At 73.4% G+C, this 17,123-nt stretch carries 13 protein-coding genes; 2 read left to right on the top strand and 11 right to left on the bottom strand.

The window, feature by feature from the left end; genetic code table 11:
* Positions 1 to 182 precede the first annotated feature (182 nt).
* Both ACQ5SO_RS20255 and ACQ5SO_RS20260 read right to left on the bottom strand, forming a co-directional pair.
* Complete coding sequence (locus tag ACQ5SO_RS20255) at positions 183 to 1,529, bottom strand: tetratricopeptide repeat protein (RefSeq protein WP_430943469.1); 1,347 nt, start codon at positions 1,527 to 1,529, stop codon at positions 183 to 185.
* A gap of 138 nt (positions 1,530 to 1,667) precedes the next feature.
* On the bottom strand, positions 1,668 to 2,255 hold the full coding sequence (locus ACQ5SO_RS20260; protein WP_430943470.1) for a VPLPA-CTERM sorting domain-containing protein: 588 nt from the start codon (positions 2,253 to 2,255) through the stop codon (positions 1,668 to 1,670).
* 106 nt (positions 2,256 to 2,361) lie between these two features.
* Between ACQ5SO_RS20260 and recO the strand changes: the two genes are divergently transcribed.
* A complete protein-coding gene (gene recO, locus ACQ5SO_RS20265) occupies positions 2,362 to 3,084 on the top strand; it encodes a DNA repair protein RecO (protein ID WP_430943471.1) in 723 nt (240 codons plus the stop codon).
* A gap of 111 nt (positions 3,085 to 3,195) precedes the next feature.
* On the opposite strand, the gene eda is transcribed toward recO, so the two are convergent.
* The 8 genes from eda to ACQ5SO_RS20305 form a co-directional block, all read right to left on the bottom strand.
* On the bottom strand, positions 3,196 to 3,855 hold the full coding sequence (gene eda / locus ACQ5SO_RS20270) for a bifunctional 4-hydroxy-2-oxoglutarate aldolase/2-dehydro-3-deoxy-phosphogluconate aldolase (protein WP_430943472.1): 660 nt from the start codon (positions 3,853 to 3,855) through the stop codon (positions 3,196 to 3,198).
* 5 nt (positions 3,856 to 3,860) lie between these two features.
* Entirely contained in the window at positions 3,861 to 5,477 is a 1,617-nt protein-coding gene (pgi, locus tag ACQ5SO_RS20275; protein WP_430943473.1) for a glucose-6-phosphate isomerase, read from the bottom strand.
* A gap of 76 nt (positions 5,478 to 5,553) precedes the next feature.
* Entirely contained in the window at positions 5,554 to 7,365 is a 1,812-nt protein-coding gene (edd, locus tag ACQ5SO_RS20280; protein WP_430943474.1) for a phosphogluconate dehydratase, read from the bottom strand.
* An 88-nt stretch (positions 7,366 to 7,453) separates the two neighbouring features.
* Positions 7,454 to 8,140 (bottom strand): 6-phosphogluconolactonase, encoded by a 687-nt coding sequence (pgl, locus tag ACQ5SO_RS20285; protein ID WP_430943475.1) that lies wholly within the window; start codon positions 8,138 to 8,140, stop codon positions 7,454 to 7,456.
* A complete protein-coding gene (gene zwf, locus ACQ5SO_RS20290; protein ID WP_430943476.1) occupies positions 8,140 to 9,606 on the bottom strand; it encodes a glucose-6-phosphate dehydrogenase in 1,467 nt (488 codons plus the stop codon). The genes pgl and zwf overlap by 1 nt, the downstream gene beginning before the upstream one ends.
* A gap of 588 nt (positions 9,607 to 10,194) precedes the next feature.
* On the bottom strand, positions 10,195 to 11,082 hold the full coding sequence (locus ACQ5SO_RS20295) for a heme-dependent oxidative N-demethylase family protein (protein ID WP_430943477.1): 888 nt from the start codon (positions 11,080 to 11,082) through the stop codon (positions 10,195 to 10,197).
* Entirely contained in the window at positions 11,079 to 12,302 is a 1,224-nt protein-coding gene (locus tag ACQ5SO_RS20300; RefSeq protein ID WP_430943478.1) for a class I SAM-dependent methyltransferase, read from the bottom strand. The genes ACQ5SO_RS20295 and ACQ5SO_RS20300 overlap by 4 nt, the downstream gene beginning before the upstream one ends.
* A 496-nt stretch (positions 12,303 to 12,798) precedes the next feature.
* Positions 12,799 to 14,352, bottom strand: coding sequence for a tyrosine-protein kinase family protein (locus ACQ5SO_RS20305; RefSeq protein WP_430943479.1), 1,554 nt, complete (start codon positions 14,350 to 14,352; stop codon positions 12,799 to 12,801).
* Positions 14,353 to 14,560: 208 nt separating this feature from the next.
* On the opposite strand from ACQ5SO_RS20305, the gene ACQ5SO_RS20310 reads away from it, so the two are divergent.
* Positions 14,561 to 15,121: an NADPH-dependent FMN reductase gene (locus tag ACQ5SO_RS20310; RefSeq protein WP_430943480.1), complete on the top strand. Its 561-nt coding sequence runs from the start codon at positions 14,561 to 14,563 to the stop codon at positions 15,119 to 15,121.
* 115 nt (positions 15,122 to 15,236) lie between these two features.
* Here the strand turns inward: ACQ5SO_RS20310 and ACQ5SO_RS20315 are convergent, their stop codons facing one another.
* Positions 15,237 to 16,676 (bottom strand): amidase, encoded by a 1,440-nt coding sequence (locus ACQ5SO_RS20315; protein WP_430943481.1) that lies wholly within the window; start codon positions 16,674 to 16,676, stop codon positions 15,237 to 15,239.
* Between the last annotated feature and the right edge of the window lie 447 nt (positions 16,677 to 17,123).

A 17,123-nucleotide genomic window follows, 5' to 3' on the forward strand; every position in this document is an offset into this window, starting at 1 on the left:
GGGGGGGGGGGGGGGGGGTGGGGGGGGGGGGGGGGGGGGGGGGGGGGGGGGGGGGGGGGGGGGGGGGGGGGGGGCGGGGGGGGGTGGGGGGGGGGGGCGGGGGGGGGGGGGGGGGGGAGGTACCCCCCCCCCCCCCCCCCCCCCCCCCCGCTCCCCCTCCATCCCCGCAACTGGGGCGAGGATCAGACGTTGGCGCGCAAAGCGGCGGCGGCCGCTTCTTTCTCCAGCCCGAGGGCGCCATACACCATCGACAGGGCCCGGTTCCCCGGCACGCTGTTCGGCTCATAAGCCCGGCGGCGTTCCAGCGCCTGCTGCGCGGCGGGCCACTTGCCGGCCTTCACCAGCGCGTCGATCCAGAGCTGCTCGAACAGGTCCCGCTGCGCGTGGCTGCCGCCCGTCTCCCACATCCGCGGCAGGGCGAGGCCGAGATCCTTCGCCGCCGCCGCCCAGCGCGCTTCGGCATGGGCGACGAGGCCGCGGGCGCAGGGCAGCGCCACCTCGGCCCAGACCTCCTGCTCCGGGCCCGCCTCCTGCGCCTTCGCCTCGAACCCCGCCAGCATCCGCGCCGCTTCCTCGCGCCCCGCGCGGGCGAGGCCGTAGAGGTATTGCAGGCTCAGGAACGCGTTGACGAAATCCCCCTCGCGCACCGCGAGCCAGCCCGCCAGCTCCTCCCACCGCCCCCCCGGATCCGCCCCCGCCATCTCCAGCCGCGCCAGCAGCGCGACGGCGCCGACCTGGTCCTGGCTGTAGGTCTTGTCGAGGCCCCAGCACCGCTTGTCATACGTCTCCATCGCCGCGTCCATGTCGCCCTGGCTGATCATGAACAGCGCCATGTGCCACCAGTTATGCGACAGCATGAAGGAGTTCAGGTCCTCCCACGTCGCGGCCATGTCGGACAGGAAGGCCCGCCCCTCGGCGATGCGGCCTTGGGTCAGGTGGACGTGGGCGAGCGCATGATGCGCCCAGGGCTCCTTGCGCTGGATCTCGACCGCGCGCAGGGCGGCGGCCTCGGCCTCGTCCAGCAGGTGGCACTGCTCCAGCCCGAAGGCGAGCATCCCGTGGAAATGGGCGCGGTCGCGGTTGGCGTCCTCGACCATCCGCGCGGTGGCGAGCATCCCCGGCGAGTCCCCGGCGTTGAACTGGTGGTACTGCGTGAACTTCGCGAGGGCGAGGTCGGTGGGCCACTTGGCCAGCGCCTCCTGCCCCACGCGGATGGCGCGTTGGATGTCGCCATCGGCCCAGGCGGTTATGGCGGCGAGGGTCGCCTGCTCCCGCGCCGTGCCGGGGGCGGCGGCGGCCTTGTCGAGCCAGGGGCGGGCCAGCGCCGGGGCCTCGGGCGATTCCAGGAACAGGTGCAGCGCGCCCGTGTAAGCGTTGGCGAGCAGGTTGCCCGGGTCCTGCTTCGCGGCCTCGAGCACGTTCACGGCCTTGGTTTCATAGGCCACGAAGCCCTCGACGAAATCGGAGATCCCCCGCGCCGTGGCGGGACCTTCGGCGGTCACGGGATTGTCGAGCCAGTCGCGATGCATGGGGGCCTCCGGGCGCTTGTGTGCGGCGCGGCAAGCCTAAGCCCGCTTGGGGAGGGGGCGCAAACGCGAACCGCCCGCCGGGGGCGTCCCGGCGGGCGGCTGTCATCTTCGCGTCGACGCCGCATCGGCCGCGGCGGATCAGCTCCGGCGCTTCAGGCCCAGCGCGGCGAGGCCGGTCAGCAGCAGCGCGGCGCCCGCGGGCAGCGGGACGTCCGACGTCTCGCCATAGGTGAAGGAGAAATCGTCATAGCCCAGGCCCCCGCCATCGGTGATGTCGACGATCTCCAGCCGGGTGATGTTGGAATAGGCGCTCAGGTCATGCGACTGGAAGTTCTCGTAGACGCCGTCGACCACCAGCGCCACCGCCGCGTTGAACACGCCGTCGGTGAACACGTTGATCGTGGCCACGGCGCCCACGTCGTCATCGCCGACCGAGCTGAAGGTCAGGTTGCTGACCCCGACGGAGAAATCGACATAGAGCGGCAGGAAGCCGTCGAGCCCGCCGCCGGCGTTATAGGCGCCGAGCACGTTGGGCGCGCTGGTCCCGAAATCGATGGCGAGCGCACGCAGGCTGGCGCCCGTCTCGGTGGAGAAGGCGGCGATGCCTTCGGTCGTCACCACGTCGCCGCTCGCGAAGCTGTCGAACGTCAGCGTCTGCGTCAGGGCGAAGGCGGGCGCGGCCGCAAGGGCGAGGAGCCCGGCGGCGGCGAGCGTGCGAATGACCATGGATATGACCCCCGAGTTAATGAACCGGTTGATCAAAACGGTATTCATACCGGGCGGCAATGCCAAACCCGTCGCCTTACCGAGAATTCGACGCTAATTTCGCGTCATGGAACACTGGCGGGACGAAGGGGTGCTTCTGACCACGCGCCGCCACGGCGAGGGGGCGGCGGTGCTCGAGGTGCTGACCCATCGCCATGGCCGCCACCTGGGGCTGTGCCGCGGGGGCGGATCGCGCCGCATGGCGCCGCTGCTGCAGCCGGGCGCGCAGATCGAGGTGGAATGGACCGCGCGCACCGCCGACCAGCTGGGGAGTTTCCGGGCCGAACCCGTGCGGTCCCGCGCCGACGCCATCCTGTCGGACCGCGCCGCCCCCGCCGCGGTCGGCGCCGTCGCCGCCATGCTGCGCCTGTTCCTGCCCGAACGCGAACCCTCGGCCCCGGTCTACGAGGCCACTGCGGCGCTGTTCGACCACCTGGGGACCGATCCGGACTGGCCCGAGCTCTACGCGATCTGGGAACTGGGGCTGCTGGCCGAGCTCGGCTACGGGCTCGACCTCAACACCTGCGCGGTGACGGGCGGGATGCAGGAGCTGGTCTGGGTGTCCCCGAGATCCGGCCGGGCGGTGAGCCGCGCAGCGGGCGAGCCCTGGGCCGACAAGCTGCTGCCCCTGCCCGGCTTCCTGCGCGGGGTGAGCGGCGGCGAGGCGCTGGACGGGATTCGGCTGACGGGGTTCTTCCTGGAGCGCTGGGCCGCCCCCGCCATCGGCAAGGACCGCCTGCCCGAGGCGCGAAACCGCCTGCTCGAAGCCCTCGCCCGCCCCACCCCCTAGCGCAACCAGCTTGCGGATGGAGGGGGGTCGACGCACTGCGTCGACGGGGAGGAAGGGCCAAGGCCCTTCCTCCCCCCACTCTTTTGGCGACCGGCCCAAGGCCGGGCGCAATCAGCCCTGCTGATAGGGCGCCAGCGCTTCGACCGCGAAGGCGCAGAGCCGCTCGATCTTGTCCCAGTCGCCGCCGCGCACCGCGTCCATGGGGCAGATCCAGGACCCGCCGACCACCGCCACGTTCGGCAGCTTGAGGTAATCGGGCGCGTTCTGGATGCTGACCCCGCCCGTCGGGCAGACCTTGATGTCCGGCAGCGGCGCGGCCATGGATTTGAGCATCGGCACGCCCCCCGCGGCCTCGGCCGGGAAGAACTTCACCACCTTGAAGCCCTTGTCCGCCAGGGTCATCGCCTCGGTCGGCGAGGCGCAGCCCGGCAGGAACGGCATCTTCGCCGCCGCCACCGCCTCCATCAGCCCCGCCGGGGATCCGGGGGAGACGCCGAAATCCACGCCCGCCTCGAGGCAGGCCATCACGTCGCGCGCATCGCGCAGCGTGCCCGCGCCCACGGAGGCCTCCGGGACCGCGGCGCGCATCGCCTTGATCGCCTCGAGCGCGCAATCCGTGCGCAGCGTCACCTCCAGCGCCCGCAGGCCGCCCGCGTACAGCGCCTTCGCGAGCGGCGCGGCCTGCTCGATCTTCTCCACCGTGATCACGGGGATCAGCGGCGCCAGCGCGCAGATTTCCTCGGGGGTCTTGCGCCCCATGGCTTCGGTCATCTCTCTCATCCTTTCAACGCGGCCAGCAGCCCGGCGGTGGACGCATCCACCCCCGCGGGCGCCGGGCCGCCGAGGGCGGCGGGGATCAGGGCCTTGGCCAGCGCCTTGCCCAGCTCCACGCCCCATTGGTCATAGGAATTCACGTCCCAGATCACGCCCTGCACGAACACCTTGTGCTCATAGAGGGCCACCAGCCGCCCGAGCGCGAAGGGGGTCAGAGCGTCGTGCAGGATGGTGGTGGAGGGACGGTCGCCCGGGAAGGTCCGGTGGGGGACGAGGCGCGCGATCTCCTCCGGGTCCGTCCCGGCGGCGGTCATCTCGGCCTCGACCTCTTGGGCCGTCTTGCCGAAGGCCAGCGCCTGCGCCTGGGCGAGGCAATTGGCGGCCAGAAGCCCGTGCATCTTCTCGGACGCCCCCCGCGGCTTGCGCGCGAGGATGAAGTCGGTCGGGATCACGTCCGCGCCCTGGTGCATCAGCTGGAAGAAGCTGTGCTGGGAATTGGTCCCCGGCTCGCCCCAGATGATCGGGCCGGTGGCGCGGGGGACCGGATCGCCCGCCCGCGTCACCCGCTTGCCGTTCGATTCCATGTCGAGCTGCTGCACATAGGCCGCGAACCGCTCCAGCCGCTGGTCATAGGGGATCAGCGCCACGGTGGGCCAGCCCATCGCGTTGCGCCGCCACACCCCGATCAGCGCCAGCAGCACCGGCAGGTTCTGCGCCAGCGGCGCGGCCTGGAAATGCGCGTCCATCGCGGCGGCGCCCGCCAGCATTTCCCGGAACTTCGCGGCGCCGATGGCGATGGCCACCGGCAGCCCGATCGAGGACCACAGGGAGTAGCGCCCCCCGACCCAGTCCCAGAAGCCGAAGACCCGCTCGGGGCGGATGCCGAAATCGCCGGTGGCGTCGAGGTTGGTGGACACGGCGGCGAGGTGCTGGCCCACCGCCGCTTCGCCCACCGTGCGCGCCAGCCAGGCGCGGGCCTCGGCCGCATTCGCCATCGTCTCGAGCGTCGTGAAGGTCTTGGAGGCGACGATCACCAGCGTGGTCTTCGGGTCGAGCCCCGCGGTGACGTCGGCGATATGCGCCCCGTCGACATTGGAGACGAAATGCACCCGCGGCCCGTCATGATCGGGGCGCAGCGCGCGGGTGGCCATGACGGGGCCGAGATCCGAGCCGCCGATGCCGATATTGATCACGTCGGTGAAGGCGCCCGAGGAGCCGCGGGCGCGGCCCGCGCGCACGTCCTCGGCGAATTTGAGGAAGGCGTCGAGGCCGGCCTTGACCTCGGGCATCACGTCCTGCCCGTCGATCTCCACCACCTCCCCGGCGCCGCCGCGCAGGGCCATGTGCATCACCGCCCGGCCCTCGGTCAGGTTCCAGGCCGCGCCCGCGAACATCGCGTCCCGCTTGGCCTCGACCCCCGCAGCCCCGGCCAGCGCCAGCAGGGCGTCGAGCGCGCCCTGGTCGATCCGCTCCTTCGAGAAATCGACGAACAGGTCGTCCACGCCGCGGGTGAAGGCGGCGAAGCGGTCCGGGTCGGCGGCGAACATCTCGCGCAGGTGCAGCGGGCGGAGGCGCTCGGCCTCGGCATGGACGCGCTTCCAGGCGGCGTCGAGGGTCATGGAAATCTCCGGGCGGTCAATGCGCCGGGGCGGTCACGCGCCGGCAAAAGGTCAATATCGGGTCGGCGCCCGCGGCTCAGATGGCCGCGGAGGCGCCGGTTTCGGCGGTTCCCACCGCGGCGCGCAGGGCGGCGAAGAGCTCGCGCCCCATGCCGACCCCATTGGCCGAGAGGTCGGCGGTCGCATCCTCGCGCGCGGCCCACGCGTCGGCGGGAACGAGAGCTTCCAGCACCCCGGCCTCGGCGTCCACGCGCAGGATGTCGCCGTCGCGCAGCTTGGCGATCGGCCCGCCGGTCTCGGCCTCGGGCGAGACATGGATCGCGGCGGGGACCTTGCCGGAGGCGCCCGACATGCGCCCGTCGGTCACAAGCGCCACCTTCTGCCCGCGGTCCTGCATGACCGAGAGGGTCGGCGTCAGGCCGTGAAGCTCGGGCATGCCGTTGGCGCGCGGGCCCTGGAAGCGGACCACGACGACCACGTCTCCGGTCAGCTCTCCGGCGCGGAAGGCGGTCTTCACGCTCTCCTGGTCGTGGAAGATGCGGCACGGGGCCTCGACCACCCGCCGCTCCGGCGCGACGGCGGAGACCTTGATGCAGGCGGAGCCGAGATTGCCGGTCAGCAGCTGCAGGCCGCCGGTGGGCTGGAACGGGTCGGCGACCGGGCGCAGGATCTTGTCGTTGAGGGTCTCGCCCGCCCCGGCCTCCCACGCGACGCTCCCGTCGGCGGCGAGCTTGGGCTCGGCCGTGTAGCCCGAAAGGCCCGTGCCGTTGAGCGTCTTGACGTCCTCGTGCAGCAGCCCCGCGGCGAGGAGCTCGCCGATCATGTAGCCGAGGCCCCCCGCGGCGTGGAAGTGGTTCACGTCCGCAAGGCCGTTCGGATAGACCTTGGCCATCAGCGGGGCGACGGCGGAGAGGTCGGAGAAATCCTCCCAATCCAGGATCACCCCCGCGGCGCGGGCCATGGCGATCAGGTGGATCAGCAGGTTGGTCGACCCGCCGGTGGCGTGCAGCCCGACGATGCCGTTGACGAAGGCCTCGGGCGAGAGGACCTCGCAGACCGGCGTGTAGTCGCCGGTGCGGGTGATCTCCAGCACCCGGCGCGTGCCCGCGACGGTGAGGGCGTCGCGCAGGGGGGTGTTGGGGTTCACGAAGCTCGCGCCCGGCAGGTGCAGGCCCATGAACTCCATCAGCATCTGGTTGGTGTTGGCGGTGCCGTAGAAGGTGCAGGTGCCGGGGCCGTGGTAGGAGGCCATCTCGGCCTTCAAGAGCTCCTCGCGCCCGATCTCGCCGCGGGCGAAGGCCTGGCGGATGGCGGATTTCTCGTCATTGCCGATGCCCGAGGGCATGGGCCCGGCAGGCAGGAAGGCCGTCGGCAGGTGCCCGAAGGCGGCGGCCGCCATGATCAGCCCCGGCACGATCTTGTCGCAGACCCCGAGGAAGATGGCGGCGTCGAACACGTCGTGGCTCAGGCCGATCCCCGCCGACATGGCGATCACGTCGCGGGAAAACAGCGACAGCTCCATCCCCGGGCGGCCTTGCGTGACCCCGTCGCACATCGAGGGCACGCCGCCCGCGACCTGCGCGGTGGCGCCGCTTGCGCGGGCGGTCTGCTTGATGATGTCGGGGAACCGCTCGAACGGCTGATGGGCCGAGAGCATGTCGTTATACGCCGTGACGATGCCGATATTGGGCGCCCTGCCCCCGGCGACGCCCGCCTTGTCGGTCCCGGCGGCGGCGGCGGCATGGGCGATGTTCCCGCAGCTCAGGTGCGGGCGGCCCGGCTCGACCTCGGCGGCGCGGCGGCAGCGGTCCATGTACTCGGCCCGCGGGGTCGCGGAGCGGGCCTTGATGCGGGCGGTGACGGCTTCGACGGTGGGATGCAGGGTCATGGGAAGTCTCCCTTGGCTCGGGGCCGGGGCGCGGGGGGCGCGCGCCCGGCGGTCCTGGCGGGGCGCCCGGGCGGCGCCCCAAGGCATGTCAGTCGGCGTAATGCACGGTCACGGGGCGGCCCGAGCGCAGGAGGGCGCGGATCGGCGCCTCCTCTGTCGGGCCGTCCTGCATGGCCTTGTCCAGCGCGGCGCGCTTGGCGGGGCCGAAGATCAGCACGTGGATATGGCTCGCCGAGGTGAGGGCGGGGACCGAGAGGGTCACGCGCGGCTCGGCCGCGCCCGGCGCCTCGATGGGGACCACCGGGGGGGCGCCCGGGGCCAGCGCCTCGGCCAGCCGGTCGGCGCCGGGGAAGAGGGAGGCGGTGTGCATGTCCTCGCCCATCCCCACCATGCAGACGGTCAGCGGCAGCGCGGCGGCGAGGCCGGGCGGGCCTTCGGGCGGCGGGGCCTCGCCGCCGGGGGCGAGGGGGATGAGGCGCGCGGCCTCGGCCGGGCCCTTCAGCAAGGTTTCGCGCAGCAGGCGGGCGTTGGAGCGGGGGTGATCCTCGGGGACGCAGCGTTCGTCCGAGGGCAGGATCGACACCCGCGGCCAGGCCAGCGCCATGCGCCCGAGGCAGTCGAACATCGGCCCCGGCGTGGTCCCGCCCGCCAGCGCGGCCGAGGCGACGCCGTCGGCGCGGATCGCGTCGGCCAGCGCCTGGTGGATGGCGAAGGCGAGGCCCTCGGCCGCGGCCTCGCGGCTTTCCCAGTGCTTGAAGGCGATGGGCAGGGCCATCACGCGATCTCCCGCCAGCGGCGGCCGTCGCGATGCATCAGCATCAGCGCGTCCTCGGGGCCCGAGCCGCCGGAATCGTAGGGTTGCGGATGGGCGCCGGAATGCTCCCACGCCGCGATGATCGGGTCGACCCAGGCCCAGGCGGCCTCGACCTCGTCCCCGCGCATGAACAGGGTCTGGTCGCCGCGGATCACGTCCATGATCAGGCGCTCATAGGCGTCGGGCATGGAAACCCCGCGGCCCTCGAGGGCCTTGGCGAAGGTCATGTCGAGCGGCGTTTCGATCAGCCGCATCCCGCCCGGGCCGGGGTCCTTGACGGTCATCTTGAGGGTGATGCCCTCATCCGGCTGCAGGCGGATCACCAGCGTGTTGCCGTGGCAGGTCTCGCCCTCGAAGATCGAATGGGGGGGCGCCTTGAACTGGATCGCGATCTCGGACATCCGGGCGCGCAGCCGCTTGCCGGTGCGCAGGTAGAAGGGCGCGCCGGCCCAGCGCCAGTTGGAGATCTCGGCCTTCAGCGCCACGAAGCACTCGGTATGGCTGTCGGGGTCGCCGGCGTCTTCCACGTAGGAGGGGCCGAGCGGGCCGCCGCGATACTGGCCGCGCACGGTGTCGGTCCCGATATGGCCCGGCCCGATGGGGTCGAGCGCGCGGATGACCTTCAGCTTCTCGTCCCGCACGGCGTCGGGGTCGAACATGTTCGGCGGCTCCATGGCCGTGAGGCACAGGAGCTGCATCAGGTGGTTCTGCACCATGTCCCGCATGGCGCCGGAGCGGTCGTAATACTCGCCCCTGCCCCCGACCCCGAGGGATTCCGCCACGGTGATCTGCACATGGTCGATATGGCGGGCGTTCCAGACCGGCTCGAACAGCGCGTTGGCGAAGCGGATCGCCATCAGGTTCTGCACCGTCTCCTTCCCGAGGTAATGATCGATCCGGTAGAGCTGGCTTTCGTCGAAATGCTCCGCCAGCTGGGCGTTGAGGGCGCGGGCCCCTTCAAGGTCCCGGCCCAGCGGCTTTTCCACCACGATGCGGGTGTTCGGCCCGCCGAGGCCCGCGCCCGCGATCCGCTCGGCGATCGGGCCGAAGAGCGAGGGCGCGACCGAGAGGTAGAAGGCGCGCGGCCGGTCCGGCTGGTCGGCAAGGCGTTCGGCGAGCGCATCCCAGCCCTCGGTCCCCATCGCGTCGACCTTCACATAGCCGAGCATGGCGAGGAAGGCGTCCATGTCCTCCGCCGGGCGCTCGGCCGCGGGGACATGTTCCTCGAGCGCCTCGCGCGCCATTGCCCGGAAACCGGCGTCGTCGAGATCCGAGCGCGCGGCGGCGAGGATGCGCGCATCGCGCGGCGCCTGCCCGTCGCGCATGCGCCGGTAGAGGGCCGGGATCAGCTTGCGCCGGGCGAGATCGCCGGTGCCGCCGAACACGGTGAGGTCGAAAGAGGGAACGGGAATGATGCGCGCGACCATGGGATGGCTCCGGCGATAATGTCTGTCATGCGGCGGCGCGGCGCCCCGTGGCGGGGGCGCGGGCCGGGGAACGATGGCGTCAGCGCGCGGCGGATGCGGCGTGCGATGCTGCGGCGCAAGAACAGGCCCTGTTCACGAGATGCATGGGTATCGGCCCTTTTCAAGCCGGGCGCGCCGTCGGGGTCGTGTTCCCCCGCGGCGGACCGGCGGTTGCAGCGCCCTGCCCGGGCGGAATGCGTCGGGCGGGCGGGCGCGCGGCGGTCGGGCCAGACCGGGCGTGCCGTGGGGACAGTGATAGCCGCGGGGGCCGGGCGCGGTCAACGCTCGCGGCCGCGGCGCCGCGGAAAATTCATGGAAGCGCCGGTGGACGGAATGTCCGGCCTCTCGGGGGGACGCGCCCCCCGCTCGAGGGCGGAGCGGCGCCGGGGGGCGCCGCGGGGCGCACGGATCAGGGCGGGTCGCGTGCCGCAAGCGCAACCTGGTATGCGGATGGAGGGGGGGGTCGACGCACTGCGTCGACGGGGAGGAAGGCATGCATGCCTTCCGCCCCCCACCCTTCAGCGACCGGCCCTTGGCCGGGCGCAACGCTCAAGCCAGCGCCGCCCGCCGCGCGGCTTCGGCGAGGATGGCGGCCCCCGCCTTGTCCGCGCGGGCATGTTCGGGCAGTTCCTCGAAGGCGCGCTGGAACCCCGCCCAATCCTCTTCGGTGCAGCCGGTCAGCGGCGCGACCAGGGTGCGCACGCCGAACACCACGGCGCCCGTCTGCGGCAGGCGCAGCAGGGTCTGCCGCTCCACCCGGATCCAGGCGTCGCGCCAGTCCTTCGGATCGGCGCGGGTCTGGCGGCGCTTCATCTTCTCGGCCTCGGGCGCGGGGGTGTAAAGCTCGGGCCCTTCGGCGAAATTCCAGTTGGCGCGGATCAGCGGGCGACCCACGCGCACGCCGTCATGGAACCGCTGCACCTTCGCGGCGAGGCGGCCGTCATATTCCTTCACCGGCAGGTGGATGCGCAGCAGCGCGCGGCCCAGCTTCTCGGCCAGGGTCCACTGCGCCGGGAAGCACAGGGCGCCGGCGGTAAGGATGTGCTCCTCGGCGCCCTCGGGACGGTCGAGGATGAGAAAATCCTCCTGCGCCAGCCGCGCCGCGACCTGCATCGGCGGGGCGTCGAGGGGCGCCTCCACCCCGTCCGCGCGCCGGATCGCGCCGCCGGTCCGCGCGGCGCCTTGACGGGCGCAGACCTCCTCCGTCACCAGCGCCAGCAGCTCCGCCGCCGCCGCTTCGCCTTCGGGCAGGCAGCCGGTCACGTCGTCCGGACGCTCGGCCACGAGGGCGTCGCGCAGGGCCATCTGGCCCGCACAGGTCTCGTCCCGGTACAGCCACTCGGCCGGATCGAGCGGCGAGATCCCCGGCGGATGGGCGCTGCGCGTCTCCATCCACGGGCGGATCGTCATGCGCGGCAGGGCCCAGGCGGGGATCATGGCAGGCGCTCCGAGCAATGCAGCAGGTTGGCCGAGGTCAGCGCGCGCCAGGCCGGGCCGAATTTCTGCGCGAAGAGAAGCCAGTCCATCCCCCCTTCCCGCGCGATGGCGCCCAGCGGGCGGCCGTCGAGCCGGGCGAGGATCGGCGCCAGCGACTTGTCCAGCGGCAGCGCGTGGCGGTGGCCCGAGAAAGCGATCCGCAGGCGGCCCTTCTTCTGCGCCTCGACCGCCAGCGCGCGGGGGGCGACGCCGCGCAGGCGCGGGCGGGCCTCGGGCGACAGGGGCGCCATCGCCTTGCCCGCGCGGGCGGTCCTGGCGGCGTAGACCACGTGGGTGCGGATGTTCCCCGCAAGCCGCTCGCCGAGGCCCAGCCGCGCGGCGGGGGCCATCGCCTTGACCCGCTCGGCCAGCACCGGGTCGTCCGGCAGGTACTGCAACGGGTCGTAGCGCACGGGTTCGAGCACGGAGACGAGGCCCAGCCCGGCTGCGCCCAGGGACGCGCAGAGCTCCTCGATCGTGTAGGGCCGGTCGCGGTCATGGAGGAGCAGGTCATAGAGGCCCGCATCGCCCTGCTCGTGGTCCGACAGGTGCTCGTTGCGCAGGAACCAGTTGGTCTGCGGCAGGGATTTCAGGGTCGCTTTTGCGCGGGCGACCTTCTGTTCGGGCGCGTCATCGGCGAGGAGGGACTGGAACGCCTCCTGCAACGGGTAGACGCCGGTGCGGCCATAGGGGGCGTAGACCATCAGGCCCATCCCGCCCTCGTCCGAGAGGGCGGCGGAGAGGGCGTCGAACCCCGCCTGCGGCTCGGGCAGGTGGTGGAGGACGCCGCAGCAGTCGATGTAGTCGAAGGGGCCGCCCTCGGCCGCCAGTTCGGGGGCGCGGGCGACGAGGTCGCCGGTCTCGAACCGGATGGTCAGGCCGCGGGCGGCGGCGCGGGCCTCGGCCACGGCGCGGCTGGCCTCGGACATGTCGACATAGGTGATGTCGGCGGGAACCTTCGCGGCGGCGAGCCTGGCGGCGAGTTGGATCAGCCCGTCGCCGGTGCCGCCCCCGGCGACCAGCGCGCGGAAGGGTTTGCTCCAGTCGCGGCGCCCGCGGAACAGGAAGTGGTCGATCTCGCGCGGGTCGGAGGGCGAGCCCTCGATCAGCCGCTTCGCCTCGTCCGCCGGGTCGCGTTCCGGGTAGGGATAGGTTTCGTAGTGCCGCCGCACCGGGTCCATGTCGCGCCGCCTTCGCAAGAGATCCTGTGGATCCCTGCATCGACGCCGCGGCGCGGAAGGTCAAGGACGGCGTTGCGGCGCCGCGGCAATGCGCGTGGGCCTTGGGGAGGGGCCGGAAGGTGGATCGCGCCGGGCCGGCCGGGCCGTCGGGGTGGGATCGGCCTTGAAGGGCCGGACTTGCAGGGGCGGACTTGCAGGGGCGGGCGCTGGCCGACACCCATGGCCGGGCGTGGGCGAGCTGCGCGCCGGCGGCGGGTCGATGGCGGGCCGGCCCCGGTCGGACTGTCCACGGCGCGGGGACCGAGGGAGACGGCCCGAGGGAGACGGCCCACAGAACACGACCGGTCGCAGGCGCTCGATGGCGGGCGGGTTTCAGCAGCCAGGGGCCGGACGCGCGGCGCTTGCAGACGCTCCTCCGCGATGGCGGCGTGCCCACCGCCCCGGCGAGGCGCCCCATCCATCGGCCCCTGCCCGGCGGCGTGCCCCGCCCCCGGCGTCAGTCGCCGAAACCCTCGGCGAAGCGGGCGAAGCGCGCGTCGCTCCAGCGGCAGCGGAACGGGGCCGCGGCGTCGGTGGCGCGGGTGATCAGGACCCCCGCCGTCGCCGCCCGCGCCGCGCGCAGCGCCGCCGCGGCGCCCGCCAGTTCGGCCCGTCCTGCCGCGCCCCAGCGCACCGAGAGAAGGCAGGCGTCGGCCAGCCCGGCGAACAGCCGCCCCTCGGCGGTCGAGCTCGGCGGCGGCGCGTCGACCACCACCACGTCGAAGCGCTGGCGCAGCGCGTCCAGGAGTTCCTCCGCCGCGCCGGCCTCGAGCGCGTCGACCCGCGCCGCCGGAGCCGGGGCCGCGGGAAGGATGAAGAGGCCGGGCGTCGCGGCGGGCCAGAGCGCGTCGTCCAGCGCCGCTTCGCCGTCGATCACCGAGACGAGGTCCACCTCGCCCTCCAGCCCGTAGCGGCGGGCCTGGTCGGGGCTGCGCAGGTCGCCGTCGACAAGGCACACGCTGCGCCCCAGCCGCGCGAAGCTTTCCGCCGCCAGCGCGGCGGCCGAGGACGCCCCCGCCCCCGCGCTGCTGCCCAGAACGCAGATCACCTGCCCCGCCCCGGCATGGCGCGCCGCGCGGTGGGCGGCGAGGCGCAGCAGCGGCTCGCGCAGCGCGCGCGAGGCCTCGGCCGCGCCCCCCGCGGGGTCGCGGCGGGCGGCGGCGGCAAGCTCCCCCCCGCCCTCGGGCGGGGCGGCGGCCAGCACCGGCAGGCCGCAATCGCGCACCAGCTGCGCGGGGGTGTCGGGGATGGCCAGGATCCGGTCGCGCGCGCGGCTGGCGAGGCCGCCCAGCAGCCCCCCGAGCGCCACGCCCGCCAGCAGGATCGCCAGCCGCGACGGGCCCACCGGGCGCTCCGGCGCACGGGCGGGGGTCGAGATCAGCACCGGCGCGGGGCGCGCCGCCGCCTCGGCGCGGGCGTCGGCCACGAGGATCTCGAGGCTCGCGCGCATCTCCTCCAGCGCCTTGCCGCCGGAGGCGCCGCGGGCCTCCAGCGCCGCGCGGCGGCTGTCGAGATGGGCGATCCGGTCCTGCAGCCAGTCCAGCCCGCGCGCGTCGCGGGCGGCGGCGAAGGCCCGCCGCTCCGCCGCGAAAGCCTCGGCCAGGCCCTGCGCGAGGCGCGCGGCCTCCCGCGGGGAGGCCGCCTCGGCATGCAGGCGGATCGCGCCGCTCCAGACCTCGTCCGGGGCGTCGAGCCCGGCGGCGAAGCGCACCGGCGCCGCGTCCGTCGCCGTGGCGCGCACCGCGCCCAGGACCGCGTCCGATTGCAGAAGGCGCATCGCCGCCTGCGGGGTCAGCGCGTCATCCTGCACCATCACCTCGGCGGTCGAGACGAATCGCGGCGGGTTGAGATGCAGCCAGCCGGCGGCCAGCGCCCCCGCCCCGAGCGCCCCGGCGCAGGCCCAGAGCCGCGCGCGGCGCAGCGCACCGAGCAGGACCGGAAGCCCCCCGCCCGCGCCCGCCGCCCGTGCGGCGAGCTGTTCCATCCGGCTCATTCCCATCTGCGCGCTCATGACGATCACTCCGGTCTGAAATCAGGGAGCGCGCGCGGCGGAAAATTCACGGGGACGCTGCGCGCGACTCTTCCAGAAAACATTCGGTAGGTTACCGAGCCGTTAAATCGTCGCAGGAAACTCTGTCGGATGCGCCCGGCCTTGACCTTGCGTCGCCCCGCACGATCCTTCCCGGCCACGCAACCACACCTCCCCAAGGACCGCGACCATGACCGACGCCCCCCGCCTCCTGCTGATCTCCGGCGCGCTGCGAAAAGGCAGCACCAACACGATGCTGTGCCGCGAAGCCGCCCGCGTCTTCGGCGACTGCACGACCGAGGAAGCCGACCTGAACCTGCCCCTGTTCGACGCCGATCTCGAGGCCGAGGGCGCGCCCGAGCCCGTCGCGCGCCTGGTCGCCCAGGTGAAGGCGGCGGACGGGGTGATCATCTCGACCCCCGAGTACAACAAGAACCTTCCCGGGGTGCTGAAGAACGCGCTGGACTGGATCAGCCGGGACAAGGTGGACGGAAAGATGCCGCTGGCGGGCAAGCCGGTGGCGATCCTGTCCGCGGCCTCGGGGCGCGCGGGGGGCGAGCGGGCGCAGTTCTCCTTGCGCCATTGCCTGACGCCGTTCAACCCGCGGGTGCTTCAGGGTCCGGAGGTGTTCGTGGCCGCCGCCGCGAAGGCGTTCGACGAGGACGGCAAGCTGTCCAACGAGATGACGCTGGACCTGCTGGGCAAGCTGATGGCGGCGCTGAAGGCCGAGATCGAACTGGTGAAGGGCTGAGCCGCGGAACAATCCACCCCGCGACCGGCCCTCATGCGCGACGCAGCAGGTCGGGTGGGAGGGGGTGCAGAAGGAGGGAGGGCCGACGAGGGCCTCCCTCCCCCGCAGATCGGCGTCAGCCGAGCCGGTCCCACAGCGCCGGCAGCACCGGGCCGACGCGGGCCTCGATATCCGCGGCGGCGCGCAGGGCCCGGTCCTCGCGGTACCGCGCGGCGACGATCTGCACGCCGACCGGCAGCCCGTCCACCATCCCGGCGGGCGTCACCGCCGCGGGCAGGCCCAGCAGGTTGAAGATCGGGATCCACAACATGCTCTGTCCCCAGACGTTCTGGGGCGAGGACAGGTCCGCGATGTCCCCGTTCGACATCGGCGCGCCCGAGGCGAGCGCGGGGGTCAGCACCACGTCGCACTCGGTCGACAGCAGCACCTGCCAGCGGCGCAGCCGGGCCGAGCGCTCGGCCATCAGGGTCAGCATCTCCTTCGCGTCGTCGGTGCGATTGGTGAAGCCCAGATACCCCTCCCACACCGTCTTGAAGTCGTCCGAGACCACGGGAAGCATCGCGTCCCCGGCCATGATCCGCATCTCGTTGATCAGAAGGTCCGCCCAGAGCTGCCAGTCCGCCTTCGGGTCCGGCAGGTCGACCTCGACCAGCGTATGGCCGGCGTCGGCGAGCATCCGCGCCGCCTCGTCCACCTTCGCCAGGATCGCGGGATCGGCGGCGTAATCCTCGGGGTGGCGGGCGACGGCGACGCGCAGCGGGCGCGGGGCCTCGGGCCAGTCGAAGAGCGGCGCGGGAACCTGCCACGGGTCGCGCGGATCGGGCGCGGACATGGCCTGGAGGCACAGGGCGACGTCCTCGACCGACCGGCACATCGGCCCCTGCACCGACATCAGCTGCGCCACCAGCGGGCGCTCCGCCGGGGCCGAGGGGTTGAAGGCCGGGATCCGGCCCAGCGTGGCGCGGATGGTCGACAGCCCGCAGGCCGCGGCGGGAATGCGGACCGAGCCGCCGATGTCGTTGCCATGCCCCATGCAGCCGATCCCGGCGGCGGTGGCGGCGGCCGACCCGCCCGAGGAGCCGCCCGCCGAGCGCGCGTGGTCCCAGGGGTTCAGCGTCTCGCCATGCACCGGGTTGTCGGTGACGACGCGCATGGAGAATTCGGGCGTGTTGGTCAGCCCGAACGGGATCGCCCCCGCGTTGCGCAGGTTGCGCACCACCGGAGAATCATCAGGGGCGATGTATTTGCGGTTCGCCTCGACCCCGTTGAGATTCGCGCGGCCTTTGAAATCCACGTTCTCCTTGACCAGGATCGGCACGCCGTGAAGGGGCGGGAGGGAGCGGCCCTCGGACCGGGCGCGGGCGGCCTCTGCATCCGCGGCGGCGGCGGTCTCGCGCGCCTCGTCCCGCAAATCCACCACCACGGCGTTGATCGGGCCGTTCTGCGCGTCCATCCGCGCGATATGGGATTCGAGCGCGGCGGCGGCGGAGAGATCGCCGGAGCGGATCGCGGCGGCGGTCTGCGCGGCGCCGAGGCGCCAGGTCTGGTCGGTCATTGCGGGCTCCCTGTCTTTTTCAGGCAGCCTGACGATTTGGGGGGCGGGGCGCAAGACGGGCGTGGGGAAGAGGCGGGCCTCCGGGCGGCTGCGCCTTCCTTCGGCGGGGATGGCGGGGGCTGCCGCCCCCGGTCCCCGGCTCGAGGGGGCGAGGCCCCCTCGAACTCCCCCGGGGTTGGGGGCTGGCGTTCGGGGAGGGCGGGCGGCACTTGGGAATGCGCCCCTGGCGCGGGCGGGCGGGCCGATGCGGGCCGAAGGACCGCGAGGTCCGGCAGCCGCGCGCAGTGGATCGCCGGAGCGCACCGCCCGCTCCAAGGCCCTCCCCCAGCCTGCGGGAGGTGGGGGTGGGGGGGGGGGGGGGGGGGGGGGTCCCCCCCCCCCCCCCCCCCCCCCCCCCCCCCCCCCCCCCCCCCCCCCCCCCCCCCCCCCCCCCCCCCCCCCCCCCCC

Source organism: Rhodovulum sp. DZ06 (assembly GCF_050586345.1).
Taxonomy (GTDB): domain Bacteria; phylum Pseudomonadota; class Alphaproteobacteria; order Rhodobacterales; family Rhodobacteraceae; genus JBOCEF01.

Bases quoted from the DNA above. Each gene is read 5' to 3' on its own strand.
- ACQ5SO_RS20255 (WP_430943469.1), bottom strand. From the start codon at position 1,529: ATGCATCGCGACTGGCTCGACAATCCCGTGACCGCCGAAGGTCCCGCC.
- ACQ5SO_RS20260 (WP_430943470.1), bottom strand. From the start codon at position 2,255: ATGGTCATTCGCACGCTCGCCGCCGCCGGGCTCCTCGCCCTTGCGGCC.
- recO (WP_430943471.1), top strand. From the start codon at position 2,362: ATGGAACACTGGCGGGACGAAGGGGTGCTTCTGACCACGCGCCGCCAC.
- eda (WP_430943472.1), bottom strand. From the start codon at position 3,855: ATGACCGAAGCCATGGGGCGCAAGACCCCCGAGGAAATCTGCGCGCTG.
- pgi (WP_430943473.1), bottom strand. From the start codon at position 5,477: ATGACCCTCGACGCCGCCTGGAAGCGCGTCCATGCCGAGGCCGAGCGC.
- edd (WP_430943474.1), bottom strand. From the start codon at position 7,365: ATGACCCTGCATCCCACCGTCGAAGCCGTCACCGCCCGCATCAAGGCC.
- pgl (WP_430943475.1), bottom strand. From the start codon at position 8,140: ATGGCCCTGCCCATCGCCTTCAAGCACTGGGAAAGCCGCGAGGCCGCG.
- zwf (WP_430943476.1), bottom strand. From the start codon at position 9,606: ATGGTCGCGCGCATCATTCCCGTTCCCTCTTTCGACCTCACCGTGTTC.
- ACQ5SO_RS20295 (WP_430943477.1), bottom strand. From the start codon at position 11,082: ATGATCCCCGCCTGGGCCCTGCCGCGCATGACGATCCGCCCGTGGATG.
- ACQ5SO_RS20300 (WP_430943478.1), bottom strand. From the start codon at position 12,302: ATGGACCCGGTGCGGCGGCACTACGAAACCTATCCCTACCCGGAACGC.
- ACQ5SO_RS20305 (WP_430943479.1), bottom strand. From the start codon at position 14,352: ATGAGCGCGCAGATGGGAATGAGCCGGATGGAACAGCTCGCCGCACGG.
- ACQ5SO_RS20310 (WP_430943480.1), top strand. From the start codon at position 14,561: ATGACCGACGCCCCCCGCCTCCTGCTGATCTCCGGCGCGCTGCGAAAA.
- ACQ5SO_RS20315 (WP_430943481.1), bottom strand. From the start codon at position 16,676: ATGACCGACCAGACCTGGCGCCTCGGCGCCGCGCAGACCGCCGCCGCG.